Source organism: Mycobacterium sp. NGS16 (assembly GCF_059813225.1).
Map to the genome: position 1 here is coordinate 477,667 of NZ_JCALEE010000001.1, position 16,615 is coordinate 494,281.

Genomic DNA, 16,615 nt, shown 5'->3' on the forward strand with positions numbered 1-16,615 from the left:
AGCATGAAACGGTTACTGCTGCTGGCGGGCCTGAGCGCGATGATCGGCCTCGCCGCCCCCGCCCACGCCGCACCCACGGGTGTTGACGGGCAGTTCCTCGCCACCTTGTCGGGTGCCGGCCTGAGCCACACCGGCAATGACCAGGCCGCCGTCTCCGCCGGCCGCGCCGTGTGCCAACTGATGGACGCCGGGTTGTCCCCGATGGACACGGTCGTCGCGGTGCAGGCCACCAACCCCGGCTTCACCATCCAGAAGGCGGGGGAGTTCGCCGCGATCTCGACCGCGCATTACTGCCCGGAGCACATGTAGGCGGTCGCCGAATATCTCACCGCTGATCAGAAAAATTAGCGGATCTGCGGAGAAGCCTGAGGTTTCCCTGGGTTTCTGCTAGTGTCACGCGAGTTGGCCCGTCAACGTCGATGAGGTGCTCGTGACATCAATCAAGCAGTTTCTGTGTGGAACGGCCGTGGCCAGCATGGTTGCCGGCACCGCAGCGGCCGTCGGGACCCCGATGGGGCTTTCGCGCACCGCCGACTGGTGGCTTGCCGCCGAGCACGTGCTGTTGATCGGCGTGGACGGTACGAACCTGTCCAAGATCCTGGAGTATGCCTACAACGACGACAGCGGGTTCAAGCTGGCGATGGACCAGGGCATCACCGGAGCCGCGACCGAGGTCAACCACACCACGATCTCGGGGCCATCGTGGTCGACCATCCTCACCGGGGTCTGGGACGACAAGCACGGTGTGGTCAACAACCTGTTCCGGCCCGAGCCGTACGACAAGTGGCCGACGGTGTTCAACATGCTCGAGTACTACAAGCCGGAGATCAACACCTCGGTGATCGCCGACTGGGACTACATCAACGGCATCGCCGGCGCCGGCGGCCACCCGGTGGACAACAACGTCTTCGTCCCGTTCCAGGACAGCTGGGCTGCCACCGACGCGGCGGTCACCGCGCAGACCATCGCGCAGATCCTGGCCACCGCAGACAACCCCGATGACATCTCGAATTTTCTGTTCTCCTACCAGGTGCAAGTCGACGAGGCCGGGCACGGGTTCGGGGGCGGCTCGGCCGAGTACGCCCAAGCCGTGGTGAATGTCGGGGCCAACATCAAAGAGATCCTGGATGCGGTAGCCCAGGTCAAGGCGCTCACCGGTGACGACTGGTCGATCATCATCACCACCGATCATGGCCACCAGCAGTCGCTCGGCTTCGGTCATGGTTTCCAGTCGCCCAACGAGACAACACAGTTCGTCATCTTCGACCAGGCCGGCCACGACGCGACCGACGGCAGTCAGAACCTGAACTACTCGATTGCCGACATCACTCCGACGATCTTGGCGCTGTTCGGTGTCCCGATGCGGTCGGACTTCGACGGCAGCCCAATGCATCTCGACCCGAACATCGTGGACAGCACCGTCGTGCCCGACGACCTCAAGCAGGCGCTGCTGTCGGCGATCGCGATGTACGGCTACCCGAACATCGGCAACGACATCATGCTGGGCATCCGTACGATCGTCACCTCCATCCCCTACGGGCTCAACCTCGTCGTCACCGAAATCGACAAGTTCCTGCAGTCGATCGTCGACCAGGACATCTTCTTGATCAGCGGAGTGGCCGAATTCCTGCAGCAGGTCGTGCAGTTCACCGGTGGCCTGGTGGTCGACACCACCGACACGCTGGCCCGGGGGATCGCGTACCTGACCGGCTCCGGCGTCATCGCGCCGACCGACCCGCCGCTGCCGGGTGGCTCGGAGTTCACCGACCCCGGACTGCTGGGCGGGGACCACGATTTCGCCGCGCCCGAACTGTCTCTGCCGGACTTCGACGTGGCGTAGCAGCCGCGGCTAGGTGCGTATGGCCTCGATCGCAACCGAATTGCGCAGCCGCGCAACGACTTCAGCGTCGTCGGGAAAGCTGCGCCCATAATCGGCGAAGACATCGGGCCGGGTGCGGCTGCTGACCTGCCAGCCCTGGTCGGACAGGTAGTCCCCGGCGGGCTTGCGTTCCCCGGCGTAGACCAGGCTGGCGAAGTCGAGGTCGAGCCCGTATTCGGCGAAGCGTTGGCTCACCGACTGATTTGAGTCGCTGAGCGTGGCGGCACCGTCGGGGTGGTACTCGGTGGCCAGCCTGCTGCCCGGTGCGCTCAGGGCGGTGATGTTGTCGAACAGCCGGTCCTGCGCTTCCGGGGGCAGATAGATGAGCAGCCCTTCGGCGCTCCACGCGGTGGGTTTGGTCTCGTCGAAACCGCTGCGGCGCAACGCGGCCGGCCAGTCATCGCGCAAGTCGATGGCGACCGCGCGACGCTGCGCGGTCGGCTGGGCGCCGAGATCGGCCAGCGTGCGGGATTTGAAGTCGATCACCTCCGGCTGGTCGATCTCGTAGACGACGCTGCCTTCCGGCCAGGCCAACCGGTAGGCCCGCGAATCCAGCCCGGACGCCAAGATGACGGCCTGCCGGACGCCGGCTGCGGCGGCAGCCAGGAAGAAGTCGTCGAAGAACCGGGTGCGCACCGCTATCACCTCGGTCATCGGCCGGGCGGTGGCGGCGGCGTCCTCGGCGACCGCTGGTTCCAACTCGCCGTCGAGCAGCCGGTTGAAGAAGTCGATCCCGACCGCGCGCACCAGTGGCTCGGCGAAGGGGTCGGTGATCAGCGCGTCGGGCTCCCGGCTGGCCAGCGCGCGGCCGACCGCGACCATGGTCGCGGTCGTGCCGACGCTCGACGCCAGATCCCAGCTGTCCCCGGAAAATCGGCCGCTGTGTGCCATCGCTTACCTCCTATCCCAGGGTCGCGCTGACATAGGTCAGCCCGCTGTAACCGTGAGCGTCGTCGAGTTGCGGCAGCCCGTGTTCGGCGAATAGCTCGTTGATGCTGCGGCCCTCGATGCGCCATCCCCGCTCGGCGAGGTAGGACGGGGCGTCGTTGCGATCGCCGAAGTAGACCAGCTCGGCGAGGTCGAGATCGAGGCCGTGGCTGCGCATCCGCTCAGCGGCCTCCCGCATCCGCTGGCGGGCGCTGTTTTCGTCGGCCGGGTCGAGCGGCGGTGTGCTTTCGATGGCGAACCTGCTGCCCGGTGCCGACAGCGCGGTGACGGTGTCCAGCAGCCGGTCTTGTGCGTCGGCCGGCAGGTAGGCCAGCAAGCCCTCCGCACTCCAGGCGGTCGGCACCGAGGCGTCGAAACCCGCGGCCTGCAGCGCCGCCGGCCAATCGTCGCGCAGGTCGACGGCGACCGGCCGGCGATCGGCGGCGGGTTGGGCGCCCTGGGCGGTGAGCACCCGGGTCTTGAACTCGATCACGTCGGGTTGGTCGATCTCGAAGACTCGGGTGCCGGCCGGCCAGTCGAGCCGGTAGGCGCGGGCATCGAGGCCCGACGCCAGGATGACGGCCTGCCGGATGCCCGCCGCGGCCGCGTCGAGGAAGAACTCGTCGAAGAACCGGGTGCGCACCGCCATGTTGTCGGACATCCGGGAGAGCGTCATCGCCCCGTCCTGGGCCTGGTCGTCGCCGAAGTCGAAGTCGGCCGGGCTGAGCTCGCCGCTGGCCAGCTTGCTGAACAGCTCCACGCCCACCGCACGCACCAGCGGCTCGGCATAGGGGTCGTTGATCAGTGGCCGGTCGGTGCCGTTCCCGCGGCTTGCGACCGCGCGGCCCACCGCCACCATGGTCGCGGTAGCCCCCACGCTGGAGGCCAGGTCCCAGGTGTCGTTATCGGTGCGTGCCATCTTTTGACCTCTCCTTCATTACCGGTGATGCAGCGCCGGAAATTAATTAGCTGATTTAACGAGCTGTCGTCGACTGTACTCCCACCGGCTGACGGTTGGCTGACAGCGCGTCCCTGCGGCTGCCCGGCCCGCCGTGCGCAGCTGTTAGTCTCGTAGACTGCTGACGCGCCTGAAGACACGCGTGGCCGCTTTGTGACCGGTCGGCGCGTCGACGCGAAAGCGCAGGATTACCCCAGGACTAACCGGGCTGGAACGAACCAGTCCATCGGCACGCCGCGACCGAACCTCGGCTGCGCAGGAGGAGAAGAGTGTTCTCGGCTTTCATCTCATCACTGCGGACAGTCGACCTGAGGCGCAAGATCCTGTTCGCCCTGGGCATTATCGTGCTGTACCGGCTCGGCGCGGCCATCCCGTCGCCCGGTGTCGACTACCAGAACGTCCAGCAGTGCATCAAAGAGGTCAGTGGCGGCGACGCCGCGCAGGTCTACTCGCTGATCAACCTGTTCTCCGGCGGTGCGCTGCTGCAGTTGACGGTGTTCGCCATCGGGGTGATGCCCTACATCACCGCGAGCATCATCGTGCAGCTGTTGACCGTGGTCATCCCGCGCTTCGAGGAGCTGCGCAAAGAAGGCCAGTCCGGCCAGAACAAGATGACGCAGTACACCCGCTACCTGACGGTGGCGCTGGCCGTGCTGCAGGCGACGTCCATCGTGGCGCTGGCCGCCAACGGCGGGCTGCTGCAGACCTGCAGCCTGCGTCACGACATCATCGCCGACCACAGCATCTTCACGCTGATCGTCATCGTGCTGGTGATGACCGCCGGGGCGGTGTTGGTGATGTGGCTCGGTGAGCTGATCACCGAACGCGGCATCGGCAACGGCATGTCGCTGCTGATCTTCGTCGGTATCGCCGCCCGCATCCCGATCGAGGGCAAGACCATCCTGGACTCCCGCGGCGGCCTGGTGTTCACCATGGTCTGCCTGGCCGCGCTGGCCATCGTCGTCGGTGTGGTCTTCGTCGAGCAGGGTCAGCGCCGTATCCCGGTGCAGTACGCCAAGCGGATGGTCGGCCGGCGCATGTACGGCGGCACCTCGACCTACCTGCCGCTCAAGGTCAACCAGGCCGGCGTCATCCCGGTTATCTTCGCCTCGTCGCTGATCTACATTCCGCAGCTGGTCACCCAGCTGGTCCGCAGCGGCAGCGGCGGCCTCGGCAACAGCTGGTGGGACAAGCTGGTCAGCACGTACCTGTCCGACCCGTCGAACTTCGTCTACATCGCCGTGTACTTCGGCCTGATCATCTTCTTCACCTACTTCTACGTGTCGATCACGTTCAACCCGGACGAGCGCGCCGACGAGATGAAGAAGTTCGGCGGCTTCATTCCGGGCATTCGGCCGGGACGCCCGACCGCGGACTACCTGCGCTTCGTGCTCAACCGGATCACCCTGCCCGGCTCGATCTACCTGGGCGTCATCTCGGTCCTGCCCAACCTGTTCCTGCACATGGGCAGCTCGGGCACGGTCCAGAACCTGCCGTTCGGCGGCACCGCGGTGCTGATCATGATCGGCGTCGGCCTTGACACGGTCAAGCAGATCGAGAGCCAGCTCATGCAGCGTAACTACGAAGGGTTCCTCAAGTGAGAGTCGTACTGCTGGGACCGCCGGGGGCAGGCAAGGGCACCCAGGCGGTGAAGCTGGCGGAGAAGCTGGGTGTTCCGCAGATCTCCACCGGTGATCTGTTCCGGCACAACATCGCCGAGGGCACCGAGTTGGGCCGGCAGGCCAAGCAATACCTCGACGCCGGCGACCTGGTGCCGCCCGAGCTGACCAACGCCCTGGTCGAGGACCGGCTCGACCAGCCCGACGCCGCAAACGGATTCATCCTGGACGGCTACCCCCGCTCGGTGGAGCAGGCCGAGGCACTGCATGACATGCTGGAACGCCGTCACACCAAGCTGGATGCGGTGCTGGAGTTCCGGGTCACCGAGAGCGAACTGCTCAAGCGGCTCAAGGCACGTGGTCGCGCCGACGACACCGCCGAGGTGATCCACAACCGCATGATCGTCTACCGCGAAGAGACCACGCCGCTGCTGGACTACTACCAAGACGAGCACGAGCTGCACGTGGTGGATGCACTCGGCACGCTCGATGAGGTGTTCGCGCGCGCTTTGAACGCCCTGGGGCAGTAAATGATCGGACTGCCGAAGCGGCGGGTGCCGCATCGCAGCCCGGGGGAGCTCGACGCGATGGCCGCGGCAGGCGCCGTCGTTGCCGCGGCGCTGGCCGCGGTGCGCGAGGCCGCCGCCGTTGGCGTCTCGACGTCGGAGTTGGACGAGGTCGCCGAATCGGTGATCCGGGAGGCGGGTGCGACGCCGTCGTTCTTGGGTTATCACGGTTTCCCCGCCTCGATCTGCAGTTCGGTCAATGACCGTGTGGTGCACGGCATCCCGTCGTCGACCGAGGTGCTGGTGGCAGGTGATCTGGTGTCGATCGACTGCGGTGCGATCCTGGACGGCTGGCACGGCGACGCGGCGATCACGTTCGGGGTCGGCAAGCTGGCGGCCGCCGACGAGAACCTGTCGGACGCAACCCGTAAGGCGATGCATGCCGGGATCGCGGCGATGGTCCCGGGCAACCGGCTCAGCGACGTCTCACACGCCATCGAAACGGGGGCCCGCGCCGCATCGCAGGAGTTCCGCCGCTCATTCGGCATCGTCGCCGGCTACGGCGGCCACGGCATCGGCCGCCAGATGCACATGGACCCGTTCCTGCCCAACGAGGGGGCGCCGGGCCGCGGGCCGCTGCTGGTGGCCGGATCGGTGCTGGCGATCGAGCCGATGCTGACCCTGGGAACCGATCAGACCGTCATCCTCTCCGACGAGTGGACGGTGGTCACCGCCGACGGGTCCCGTGCTGCGCATTGGGAACACACCGTCGCGGTGACCGACGACGGACCCCGGATCCTCACGAGCGGCTGACGCGTGGACCCGCACCCGCCCGACGAGGCCGATCCGATCGCGCTGGCTCGCGCGAATTGGGAACGGGCCGGCTGGGGGGAGGTCGCCGACGGGATGGTCGCGGTGACGTCGGTGATGCGCGCCCACCAGATCCTGCTGGCCCGGGTGGAAGCCACGCTGCGGCCCTACGACCTGAGCTTCTCCCGGTTCGAGCTGCTGCGGCTGCTGGCGTTCAGCCGCTCCGGTGCCCTGCCGATCACCAAGGCCTCCGACCGGCTGCAGGTCCACGTCACCAGCGTCACGCACGCGATCCGACGGTTGGAGGCCGCCGGCCTCGTCGAGCGGTTGCCGCACCCCACCGACGGCCGCACCACCCTGGTGTCGATCACCGAGCGGGGCCGCTCGACGGTGGCGGCCGCGACGGCCAGCCTCAACCGAGAGGTGTTCGCCGACATCGGGATGTCCCGGCAGGAATCCCGCAGCCTGTCCTCGGCGATCGAGACCTTGCGCCGTAACGCCGGGGATTTCTAGCCGGTGTCTCGCGCTGCGGGCGACGGTACCGGGATGGTGGCGGTGACGGCGGTGCCCGCGCCCGGGCGCGAGCGGATGTTGAGCCGCCCGCCGACCAACTCGGCACGCTCGGCCATCGACAACACCCCGTAGCCGCCCATCTCGTCGCCGCCCACCGGGTGCTCGAAGGTGTCGAAACCCACCCCGTCGTCGATGATCTCCAACCGGGCCATGCCCGGATCGGTGGTGACCGCGAACCCCAGTCGCACCGTCGTCGCAGCGGCGTGCTTGACGACGTTCTGCAGGCCCTCCTGCGCGATCCGGTACAGCGCCAGCTCGATGTGCTCGGGCAGCCGGGTCTCAGCCAGATCCAGCTCGATCTTGAGCTGCGGGATGGACCGGGCCAAGCTGGCCAGCCCGCCGGCCAGGCCCAGGTCGTCGAGCACCGGCGGCCGCAGCCCGCTGATCGCGATCCGGGTCTCCTGCAGGGTCAGACCGGCCAGCTCACGAGCGGCATCGAGCTGCGCCGACGCTTCGTCGGGATCGTGACCGACCGCCCGGGCGGCCGCATCCAGCCGGTAGGACAGCGTCACCAGCCGCTGGGAGATGCCGTCGTGGATGTCGCCGGCCAGCCGGCGGCGCTCGATCTCCTGGGCTTCGATCACCTGCTCGACGAACAGCTCGTGGGCGCGTTCGCGAGCCACCAGCTGGCGGTGCAGCCGGGCCTGGTGCATCGCGCCGGCGATGAGCTGCCCGATCACCCGCAGCAGCTCGATATCGCCGTGGGTGAACTCGCGGCGGGCCACGGTGTGCACGTTGAGCACACCGACCAGCCCGCCCGGATCGGTCTCCATCGGTACCGACACCATCGAGGTGAAGTCACGGCCGCGCAGCGACTCGATCGGCAGGTAGCGCGGGTCGGCCTCCTTGTTGTCGCTGATCACCACGGGCTCGCGATGGCTGGCCACCCAGCCCGACACCCCCGAGCCCAGCGGCAGCCGGATCTTGCCCACCTCGGTGTCGAACGGCGGGGTCGCGCCGGTCAGGGTCAGGGAACGGTCGGTGTCGTCGAGGACGTGCACGAAGCAGACGTCGGTGCCGGTGGCCGCGGTGATCATCCGGGCGGCCGCGGCGGCCAGCGGTTCCACGCCGGGCCCGCTCGAGGCGGCCTGGATGAGTTCGCGCAGCAGCGCCAGCTCGTGGTTGGCGTCGACGAAATCCCGCACCGTGGTGGCTTTGCGGGCGCGGGACCGGTTCTGGCCCGAGGAGCTCACCGGTAGATGCCTTCCCGCAGCGCGGTGGCCACCGCGCCGGTGCGATCGGAGACCCCGAGCTTGCGGTAGATCGAGCGCAGGTGCGATTTGACGGTCTCGTCGCCGATTACCAGCTTGGTGGCGATCCCGCGGTTGGACAGCCCGCTGACCATGTAGCCCAGGATCTCGCTCTCGCGCTGGGTGAGGCCTTGGCGCGCCCCCGGCCAGAACTCGTCGCGCTGCAGCCGGGCGGCGGTGCCGGCCGCCCGGGCGGCCAGGCCCGGGTCGATCACCGTCTCGCCGCGGTGGGCCAACTCGATCTGGTGCACCAGGTCGTCACTGCTGATGCTTTTGAGCAGGTAGCCACTCGCGCCGACCCGCAGCGCCTCGAACAGGTACTGCTCGTCGTCGTAGACCGAGAGCATCACCACCCGGCGGTCCGGGTCGCGTTCCCGCAGCGCCAGGCACAGGTCCAGCCCGCTTTCACCGCGCATTCGCACGTCACACAGCACGATGTCGGGGTCGGTGTCGGCGACCACGGCCAGCGCCTGTTCGGCGTTGATCGCCTGCCCGACCACCTCGATGCGGTCGGCGAACGCGGTGAGCATGGCCCGCAGGCCTTCGATCACCATCTCGTGATCGTCGACGAGGACCAGTCGCACGGGCATAGCAAGACAATAAGGCCCCCGCCAGGGACGGCAGCGGTGAGCCGAAGCCGGGACCGCCGAATCGGGCCCGGCGGGTTTCCCCGGACGGTTCCCCCGAATGGGGGAGGACGGACGACTGTCGTTCCGGCATCCTGCTGTTATGCAGATCACAACCGAACTCGCGACATGGATCCGCCCCGGCCGCCCGTTCTGGTGGGACCGGGTGCCGCCGGCCGACGATGCCCAGGTCTATCCCTTACAAGCGGTGATCTTCGACGTGGAAGCCCTCGCCGACGCCGAGGGTGAGCCGCGGTCCGGGCTGATCGACCTGGTGCTGAGCCTGTTTGCCGCCGGCATCTGGGTTGCGGTGGTCGGCGCCGGCCCGCGCGACCGGGTGCAGCCGCGGGTGCGGGAACTGATCGGCGACGGGATGGCCGAGACCGTCGTCACGGCCGACGACCTCACCGGTCCCGCCGGTGCCGCCGAGCTGTACCGGCTGGCGTTGTGGGAGCTGGGCATCGTCGCCGGCGAGGCACTGGTGATCGCCGGGTGCGACGACAACGGCCGGACGGCTGCCGCGATGGGCCTGCCGGCGGTCACCACCGGCTCCGCGGGCGGCTATGACGGACTCCTGGTCGAGGGCTGCCGCCAGCTGCAGGCGCAGCTGATGGCCGCCCGGCTCAGTCGCGCAGCAGGTTGATGACGGCGCTGAAGTCCTCGGCGGCGTGCTCGACGGCGAAGTCCGCGTAGATCGCCGCGGCGTGGCTGCCCAGCGGGGCGCGCGCGCCGGTCGATGACACCGCGTCCATCGCCAGGTGCAGATCCTTGTTCATCAGCGCGGTGGCGAACCCCGGCTCGAAGTTCCGGTTCGCCGGGGAGGTGGGCACCGGACCGGGAACCGGGCAGTTGGTGTGCAGCGCCCAGCAGTTTCCGGTGGCCCCGGTCATCACGTCGAACAGGGCCTGGTCGGCCAGCCCGAGCTTTTCGGCCAGCACAAACGCCTCGGCGACCGCGACCTGCTGCACGGCCAGCACCATGTTGTTGCAGATCTTGGCGGCCTGGCCGGCGCCCGCCGCACCGCAGTGGATGATCTTGGCGGCCATCGGCTCCAGCACCGGGGTCGCCCGCCGCACTGCGTCTTCGCTGCCGCCGACCATGAACGCCAGCCGCCCGGCGACCGCACCGGCGACGCCGCCGGACACCGGTGCGTCGAGTTGGGCGAACCCGTGCGAGCCGGCCAGCGCGTGCACCTCGCGGGCGTCAGCGACCGAGATCGTGGAGCTGTCGATGAACAGGGTGTCCGGCCGGGCGGCCGGCAGGATGTCGGCGTAGCAGCTTTTGACCGCGTCCCCGTGCGGCAGCATGGTGACCACCGCATCGGCGCCGGCCACCGCTTCGGCAGCCGACGGCTGGATGCTCACCCCGTGCTGCTCGGCGGCCGCGGCGGCTACCGCCACCGGGTCGAAGCCACGCACGGTGTGCTCGGCGGCCACCAGGTTCGCCGACATCGGCCCACCCATGTGGCCCAGCCCGAGGAACGCCACGATTGCCAAGGTGTCTCCTTTGCGCCGGCTACTGCCCGGACCGGACGCGGGCGGCTTCGGCCCGTCCGATCACCATCCGCATGATCTCGTTGGTGCCCTCCAGGATGCGGTGCACCCGCAGATCCCGGACGATTTTCTCCAGACCGTATTCGCGTAGATACCCGTAGCCGCCGTGCAGCTGCAGCGCGGAGTCGGCGACGCCGAAGCAGGCGTCGGTGACGTAGCGCTTGGCCATCGCGCACAGCTGGACTTTGTCGGGCGCATTGTCGTCGAGGGCGGTCGCCGCCCGCCACAGCAGCAGCCGGGAGGTCTCCAGCGCAGTGGCCATGTCGGCGAGGGTGAACCGGATCGTCGGCTCGTCGAGCAGCGGCTTGCCGAACGCCGACCGGTCGGCCAGGTAACTGCCGGTCTTGTCGAACGCGGCCTGGCCGCCGCCCAGTGAGCAGGCCGCGATGTTGATCCGGCCGCCGTTGAGGCCGTTCATCGCGATCGAGAAACCGGTGCCTTCACCGTCGGGGCCACCGAGCATCGCCTCGGCGGGCACCCGCACGCCCTCGAGGATCACCTGCGCGGTCGGCTGGGAGTTCCAGCCCATCTTCTGCTCGGCGGCGCCGAAACTCAGTCCGGGCGTGTCCTTTTCGACGATGAACGTGGAGATGCCACGGGGGCTGTCGTCGCCGGTTCGGGCCATCACCACATACACGTCCGAGACGCCGGCGCCGGAGATGAACTGCTTGACGCCGTCGAGCACATAATCGCTGCCGTGCCGGACCGCCCGGGTGCTCAGCGCGCTGGCATCCGATCCCGCGCCCGGTTCGGTGAGGCAGTAGCTGGCGACCGCGGTCATCGGTGCCAGCTGCGGCACCCAGGTCTTGCGCTGTTCCTCGGTGCCGTAGAAATCGATCATCCAGGCGCACATGTTGTGGATCGACAGGTAGGCGGCGATCACCGGGTCGGCGATGGCCAACTGTTCGAAGATGCGCACCCCGTCCAGGCGGCGCAGCCCGGACCCGCCGACGTCATCACGGCAGTAGATCGCCGCCATGCCCAGCTCGGCGGCTTCGCGCATCACGTCGACCGGGAAGTGGTGGGTGGCATCCCAGTCCAGGGCGTGCGGCGCGAGGCGCTTCTCGGCGAACGCCGCCGCGGTCTCGACGATCACCCGTTCTTCGTCATCCATTGCTGTGTTCACTTGCTCAGCGCCTATTGCATTGTGGGGATATGGAATTCGGCGCCGTCCTTGATACCCGACGGCCACCGCTGGGTGACGGTCTTGACCTTGGTGTAGAAGGTGATCGACGCGGTGCCGTGCTGGTTGAGGTCACCGAAGCCGGAGCGCTTCCAGCCGCCGAAGGTGTGGTAGGCCACCGGCACCGGGATCGGCACGTTGACCCCGACCATGCCGACCTGCACCCGGGAGGTGAAGTCGCGGGCGGTGTCGCCGTCGCGGGTGAAGATCGCCACCCCGTTGCCGTACTCGTGCTCGCTGGGCAGCCGCAAGGCCTCTTCGTAGTCCTGCGCTCGCACGATGCACAGCACCGGGCCGAAGATCTCGTCGGTGTAGATCGACATCTCGGTGGTGACGTGGTCGAAGAGCGTGGGACCGGCGAAGAAGCCGCCGGTCAGATCGGCATCACCGAATTGGGTGTCGTCGCTGGCGCGTTCGCGGCCGTCGATCACCAGTTCGGCGCCGGCGGCCACGCCCTGGCCGATGTAGTCGTTGACCCGTTCCAGGGCCGCGCGGGTGACCAGCGGCCCGTAGTCGGCCTTGGGGTCGAGGCTGTGACCGACCCGCAGGTTGTTGATCCGCTCGGTCAGCCGGGCGCGCAACCGCTCGGCGGTCTGGTCGCCGACCGGCACCGCCACGCTGATCGCCATGCACCGCTCGCCGGCACTGCCGTAGCCGGCGCCGATCAACGCGTCGACGGCCTGGTCCAGGTCGGCGTCGGGCATCACGATCATGTGGTTCTTGGCCCCGCCGAAGCACTGGGCGCGTTTGCCATGGGCGGTCGCCGTCGAATAGATGTACTGCGCGATGTCGGAGCTGCCGACGAAACCGATCGCGGCGACGTCGCGGTGGTGCAGCAGCGCGTCGACGGCCTCCTTGTCGCCGTGCACCACCTGCAGCACGCCCGGCGGCAGCCCGGCTTCGATGAACAACTCGGCCAGCCGTACCGGGACCGAGGGGTCGCGCTCGGACGGCTTGAGGATGAAGGCGTTACCGCAGGCCAGCGCGGGGCCGGCCTGCCACAGCGGGATCATCGCCGGGAAGTTGAACGGGGTGATGCCGGCGACCACACCGAGCGGCTGGCGCAGCGAGAAGACGTCGATGCCCGGCCCGGCGCCCTCGGTGTGTTCGCCCTTGAGCAGGTGCGGGATGCCGACGCAGAACTCGATCACCTCAATGCCGCGCTGGATGTCGCCGCGGGCGTCCTCGAGGGTCTTGCCGTGTTCGCGGGAGAGCAGCTCGGCCAGCTCGTCGACATGGGTGTTGACCAGGTCGATGAAGCGCATCATCACCCGCGCCCGGCGCTGCGGGTTCTGGGCGGCCCAGCCCTTCTGTGCTTGGGCGGCCGAGGCGACGGCGGCGTCGACGTCGGCGGTGTTGGCCAGCGGCAGGGTCGCCTGCACGGCGCCGGTGTTGGGGTCGAAAACGTCGGTGCTGCGCTGTGACTGGCCGGCGGTGCGGCGGCCATCGATGAAGTGTGGAATTTGAGTGGTCATGTGCCATCCCGGGAATGTGTGTCGTGAGCTCGAGCCACCAACGAGAATACTAGGATATCCTAGTAAATGCGAGGGCGGGTGCCGTGGGCGGAAACTCGACCGCATGTGATCCTCGCAACACGCGGTCTACCGGGGGTAGACTGCGCGTCATGGCCGACACCACTACCGTCAAGGTCCAAACCAGCACCCGTGATCTGCTCCTTCAGATCGGGGCTTCCCGGCGGCAGAGCGCCGACCAGGTCATCCTGGCCGCACTGGCAGCTATGCGCCGCGACGAACGCCGCCAAGTGGCCGCGGCAGAAGCGCGTGCCATCAAGGACGATCCAGTCGATCTTGCTGAAATCCGGGCGATCCAGCAGGATCGGGCGACGCTGCATGAAGGGTGAGGTTTACCGGCTGCCGGCGCGAGGCACGGGCCACGAGCAGAAGGGCCGCCGGTTCGCCGTGGTGCTGCAACCGGACTGGCTTGCTCTGAGCACCTGGATTGTGGCCTTCACCAGCACTAGCGCTCGAGAAACCAGCTTCCGGCCGGTCGTCACCATTGCCGATCAAAAGACTCTGGTCATGTGCGACCAGCTCGACACTGTCGATCTCCGCCGACTTACCGAGCCGGTCGGCTTTTTGACCATCGAGGAGATCGGGCGGGTCGACGAGGCACTCGCGTTGGTCCTCGATCTGTAGCCGCGAATAAGGCGCTCGGGCGTATGCGGATTCAGCCGTGATCCCAGCTCGGCAGCAGCCCGGCCGCGCGCACCTCGGCCAGCGACGGCGCGATGCGGTCGCGCTCGGAGAGCACCACGGGGTGGTCATCCGGCCAGTCGATGCCGATCTCCGGGTCGGTGGCGCAGATGGTGTGCTCGCGTTGCGGGTCGTAGCCGGCCGAGCACAGATACATCACCGTCGAATCGTCCTGCAGCGCAACGAATCCATGGGCGAGACCGGCCGCGAGGTACACCGACCGGCGCTCGCGGGTGTCCAGCAGCACCGCATCCCAGCGCCCGTACGTCGGTGAGCCGACCCGGATGTCGACGACGACATCGAAGACCGCCCCCGACACGCAGGTCACATATTTGGCCTGCCCGGGCGGCACCTGGGCGAAATGCAGACCGCGCAGCACCCCGGCGCGCGACACCGAGCAGTTGGCCTGGCGCAGGTCGAAGCGGTGCCCGGCGAACGCGGTGAACTCGTCGTCGGTGAACCATTCGAAGAACAGCCCGCGGTCATCGGCGTGCTGGGTCGGGGTGAGCTCGAAGGCCCCCGGGATGGCCAGTTCGCGGAATGTCACGTCAGCGCCCCAGCTCGGCGTAGCGGGCCTCGGCGGCCTCTTTCAGTGGCGCCCACCAGGATTGGTTGGCGCGATACCACTCGATCGTCGCCCGCAGTCCGGCCTCGAAGTCGGTGTGTTCGGGTTTCCAGTCCAGTTCGTCACGCAGCGCCGAGGGGTCGATCGCGTAGCGCAGGTCGTGGCCGGGCCGGTCGGGCACGTGATCGAAGTCCTCGGCGTCGTGGCCCATCAGCCGCAGGATGGTCTGCAGCACAGAGCGGTTGTCACGTTCGCCGTCGGCGCCGATCAGGTACGTGCGCCCGGGATGCCCACGGGTCATGATCTGCCAGACGGCACTGTTGTGGTCGTCGACGTGGATCCAGTCGCGCACGTTGGCGCCGCTGCCGTACAGCTTGGCTCGGCGCCCGGTCAGCAGGTTGGTGATCTGGCGCGGGATGAACTTCTCCACGTGCTGATACGGCCCGTAGTTGTTGGAGCAGTTCGAGATCGTCGCGTGGATCCCGTAGGAGCGCACCCAGGACCGCACCAGCAGGTCGGCGGCGGCCTTGGTCGACGAGTACGGGCTCGACGGGTGATACGGGGTCGTCTCGGTGAACCGGCGCGGGTCATCGAGGGCCAGCTCGCCGTAGACCTCGTCGGTGGAGACGTGGTGCAGCCGCACCCGATGCCGGCGTACCGCCTCCAGCACAGTGAAGGTGCCGACCACGTTGGACCGCAAAAATGGCTCGGGGTCGGCCAGCGCGTTGTCGACGTGGGTTTCGGCGGCGAAGTGCACCACCGCGTCGGTGGCCGAATCCAGCTCACTGACCAGCTCGGTGACCAGCGCGGCGTCGGTGATGTCGCCTTGCACCAGGCGGATCCGGTCGGCCACCGGCGCCAGCGATTCTCGGCTGCCGGCGTAGGTCAGGGCGTCGAGCACGGTGATCGCGACGTCGGGCTGCTGGGCCAGTGTGCGGTGCACGAAGTTGGCGCCGATGAACCCGGCGCCCCCGGTGACCAGCAGGCGCATGGGGCAACCTTAGCCGGGGTCCCCGGGCGATTTCGGCGCGGTTTCCCTCGCTCAGCGGGAACAATCGCGCCGAAATCACAAACCCAGCGGCCCGGCCAGCTCCGTCAACGTCGGCAGCAGGTGATCCGAGCCGCCCAGCACCTGGATCGTCACCTGATCGGCGCCGGCCGCCAGGTGCTCACCGAGCCGGGCGGCGACCTCGTCGGCACTGCCGTGCGCCACCACCGCGTCGATCAACCGGTCGCTGCCGGGCGCGCGCACGTCGCGCTCACTGAAGCCCAGCCGTCGCCAGTTGTTGACGTAGTTCGACAGGCGCAGGTAGAAGCCGACCGCCTCCCGTCCCGCGGCGCGGGCCGCGGCACCATCACCGGAGAGCACCACCTTGTGCTCGGGCGCCAAGAACACCGACGGCCCGATCAGCTCCCGGGCGGTCGCGGTGTGCTCGGGGGTGGTCAGGTAGGGGTGCGCCCCGGCGCTGCGCTCGGCCGCCAACTTCAGCACCTTGGGGCCCAGCGCGGCCAGCACCCGCCGGCTGGTCGGCACCCCGTCCGCGTCGAGGGCGTCGAGATAGTCCACCAAGGCGCGGTACGGGCTGCGGTACTCGGCGGTGGCTTCGGCGTGCCCGACGCCGATACCGAGCAGGAACCGGCCCGGATAGGCGGCCTCGATCCGGTGAAACGACTCTGCGACCGCCGGTGCGGGCGCCGACCACACGTTGACGATCCCGGTCGCCACCTGCAGCGTCGAGGTCGCCGCCAGCAGCGGTTCGACGAAGGAGAGCTCGGCGGCCGGTGAGCCGCCTACCCAGATCGCGCCGTAGCCCAGCCGTTCGATCTCGGTCGCCTGCTCGGGGGTGGGGGCGCCGAAGGTCCAGACGCCGTAGCGGCCCAGGTCGGGTTTGAGTGACAGTGCTTCGGTCATAGGCGTCCCATCGGGTGCGTGACAACGGTCGGGCGTTCGTA

General features: G+C 68.3%; 19 protein-coding genes. 9 read left to right on the plus strand and 10 right to left on the minus strand.

The window, feature by feature from the left end; genetic code table 11:
- Positions 1–3: 3 nt before the first annotated feature.
- Together AC5Y4Q_RS02345 and AC5Y4Q_RS02350 are read left to right on the plus strand one after the other, a co-directional pair.
- Positions 4–309 (plus strand): DUF732 domain-containing protein, encoded by a 306-nt coding sequence (locus tag AC5Y4Q_RS02345; RefSeq protein ID WP_185746704.1) that lies wholly within the window; start codon positions 4–6, stop codon positions 307–309.
- A 166-nt stretch (positions 310–475) separates the two neighbouring features.
- Complete coding sequence (locus AC5Y4Q_RS02350) at positions 476–1,840, plus strand: alkaline phosphatase family protein (RefSeq protein ID WP_235663978.1); 1,365 nt, start codon at positions 476–478, stop codon at positions 1,838–1,840.
- Positions 1,841–1,849: 9 nt separating this feature from the next.
- On the opposite strand, the gene AC5Y4Q_RS02355 is transcribed toward AC5Y4Q_RS02350, so the two are convergent.
- Both AC5Y4Q_RS02355 and AC5Y4Q_RS02360 read right to left on the minus strand, forming a co-directional pair.
- On the minus strand, positions 1,850–2,770 hold the full coding sequence (locus AC5Y4Q_RS02355) for an SAM-dependent methyltransferase (RefSeq protein WP_125225718.1): 921 nt from the start codon (positions 2,768–2,770) through the stop codon (positions 1,850–1,852).
- Positions 2,771–2,780: 10 nt separating this feature from the next.
- Positions 2,781–3,725 (minus strand): class I SAM-dependent methyltransferase, encoded by a 945-nt coding sequence (locus AC5Y4Q_RS02360; RefSeq protein WP_125225719.1) that lies wholly within the window; start codon positions 3,723–3,725, stop codon positions 2,781–2,783.
- Positions 3,726–4,033: 308 nt separating this feature from the next.
- Here AC5Y4Q_RS02360 and secY point away from each other — a divergent pair, with 308 nt between their 5' ends.
- Genes secY through AC5Y4Q_RS02380 form a run of 4 tightly spaced genes read left to right on the plus strand, consistent with a single transcriptional unit; the run spans position 4,034 to position 7,212 of the window.
- Positions 4,034–5,365, plus strand: a complete 1,332-nt coding sequence (gene secY / locus AC5Y4Q_RS02365) for a preprotein translocase subunit SecY (protein WP_064923421.1) — start codon at positions 4,034–4,036, stop codon at positions 5,363–5,365.
- Complete coding sequence (locus AC5Y4Q_RS02370; RefSeq protein ID WP_064923423.1) at positions 5,362–5,913, plus strand: adenylate kinase; 552 nt, start codon at positions 5,362–5,364, stop codon at positions 5,911–5,913. Before secY ends, AC5Y4Q_RS02370 begins: the two co-directional genes overlap by 4 nt.
- Complete coding sequence (gene map, locus AC5Y4Q_RS02375; protein WP_064923425.1) at positions 5,914–6,702, plus strand: type I methionyl aminopeptidase; 789 nt, start codon at positions 5,914–5,916, stop codon at positions 6,700–6,702. It abuts the gene before it with no gap.
- Between the two features lie 3 nt (positions 6,703–6,705).
- Entirely contained in the window at positions 6,706–7,212 is a 507-nt protein-coding gene (locus AC5Y4Q_RS02380; RefSeq protein WP_499957801.1) for a MarR family transcriptional regulator, read from the plus strand.
- Here AC5Y4Q_RS02380 and AC5Y4Q_RS02385 read toward each other — a convergent pair.
- A complete protein-coding gene (locus AC5Y4Q_RS02385; protein WP_082952726.1) occupies positions 7,209–8,465 on the minus strand; it encodes a GAF domain-containing sensor histidine kinase in 1,257 nt (418 codons plus the stop codon). The genes AC5Y4Q_RS02380 and AC5Y4Q_RS02385 overlap by 4 nt on opposite strands.
- The gene (locus AC5Y4Q_RS02390; RefSeq protein WP_019736547.1) at positions 8,462–9,112 is read right to left on the minus strand and encodes a response regulator; all 651 of its coding nucleotides are present in this window, start codon (positions 9,110–9,112) and stop codon (positions 8,462–8,464) included. The genes AC5Y4Q_RS02385 and AC5Y4Q_RS02390 overlap by 4 nt, the downstream gene beginning before the upstream one ends.
- Before the next feature lie 139 nt (positions 9,113–9,251).
- Here AC5Y4Q_RS02390 and AC5Y4Q_RS02395 point away from each other — a divergent pair, with 139 nt between their 5' ends.
- Positions 9,252–9,791: an HAD family hydrolase gene (locus AC5Y4Q_RS02395; protein ID WP_064923431.1), complete on the plus strand. Its 540-nt coding sequence runs from the start codon at positions 9,252–9,254 to the stop codon at positions 9,789–9,791.
- Here the strand turns inward: AC5Y4Q_RS02395 and mmsB are convergent.
- The 3 genes from mmsB to AC5Y4Q_RS02410 are packed head-to-tail and all read right to left on the minus strand — an operon-like array spanning position 9,772 to position 13,359.
- A complete protein-coding gene (gene mmsB, locus AC5Y4Q_RS02400; RefSeq protein WP_499957804.1) occupies positions 9,772–10,644 on the minus strand; it encodes a 3-hydroxyisobutyrate dehydrogenase in 873 nt (290 codons plus the stop codon). The two genes, AC5Y4Q_RS02395 and mmsB, sit on opposite strands and share 20 nt — an antisense overlap.
- A gap of 19 nt (positions 10,645–10,663) precedes the next feature.
- Positions 10,664–11,815, minus strand: coding sequence for an acyl-CoA dehydrogenase family protein (locus tag AC5Y4Q_RS02405; RefSeq protein WP_125225735.1), 1,152 nt, complete (start codon positions 11,813–11,815; stop codon positions 10,664–10,666).
- Between the two features lie 23 nt (positions 11,816–11,838).
- Positions 11,839–13,359 (minus strand): CoA-acylating methylmalonate-semialdehyde dehydrogenase, encoded by a 1,521-nt coding sequence (locus AC5Y4Q_RS02410; RefSeq protein ID WP_499957807.1) that lies wholly within the window; start codon positions 13,357–13,359, stop codon positions 11,839–11,841.
- A 149-nt stretch (positions 13,360–13,508) separates the two neighbouring features.
- Between AC5Y4Q_RS02410 and AC5Y4Q_RS02415 the strand changes: the two genes are divergently transcribed.
- Entirely contained in the window at positions 13,509–13,745 is a 237-nt protein-coding gene (locus tag AC5Y4Q_RS02415) for a hypothetical protein (RefSeq protein WP_499957809.1), read from the plus strand.
- On the plus strand, positions 13,735–14,040 hold the full coding sequence (locus AC5Y4Q_RS02420) for a type II toxin-antitoxin system PemK/MazF family toxin (RefSeq protein ID WP_064923434.1): 306 nt from the start codon (positions 13,735–13,737) through the stop codon (positions 14,038–14,040). Before AC5Y4Q_RS02415 ends, AC5Y4Q_RS02420 begins: the two co-directional genes overlap by 11 nt.
- A 31-nt stretch (positions 14,041–14,071) precedes the next feature.
- On the opposite strand, the gene rfbC is transcribed toward AC5Y4Q_RS02420, so the two are convergent.
- The 3 genes from rfbC to AC5Y4Q_RS02435 all read right to left on the minus strand — a co-directional run bounded on the left by rfbC (position 14,072) and on the right by AC5Y4Q_RS02435 (position 16,574).
- Positions 14,072–14,644 carry a dTDP-4-dehydrorhamnose 3,5-epimerase gene (gene rfbC / locus AC5Y4Q_RS02425; protein WP_499957812.1) on the minus strand — a complete coding sequence of 191 codons (573 nt, stop codon included), beginning with the start codon at positions 14,642–14,644 and terminating at the stop codon, positions 14,072–14,074.
- 1 nt (position 14,645) lies between these two features.
- A complete protein-coding gene (gene rfbB, locus AC5Y4Q_RS02430) occupies positions 14,646–15,653 on the minus strand; it encodes a dTDP-glucose 4,6-dehydratase (RefSeq protein WP_125225724.1) in 1,008 nt (335 codons plus the stop codon).
- 75 nt (positions 15,654–15,728) lie between these two features.
- Positions 15,729–16,574: an LLM class F420-dependent oxidoreductase gene (locus AC5Y4Q_RS02435; protein ID WP_125225725.1), complete on the minus strand. Its 846-nt coding sequence runs from the start codon at positions 16,572–16,574 to the stop codon at positions 15,729–15,731.
- Positions 16,575–16,615 lie beyond the last annotated feature (41 nt).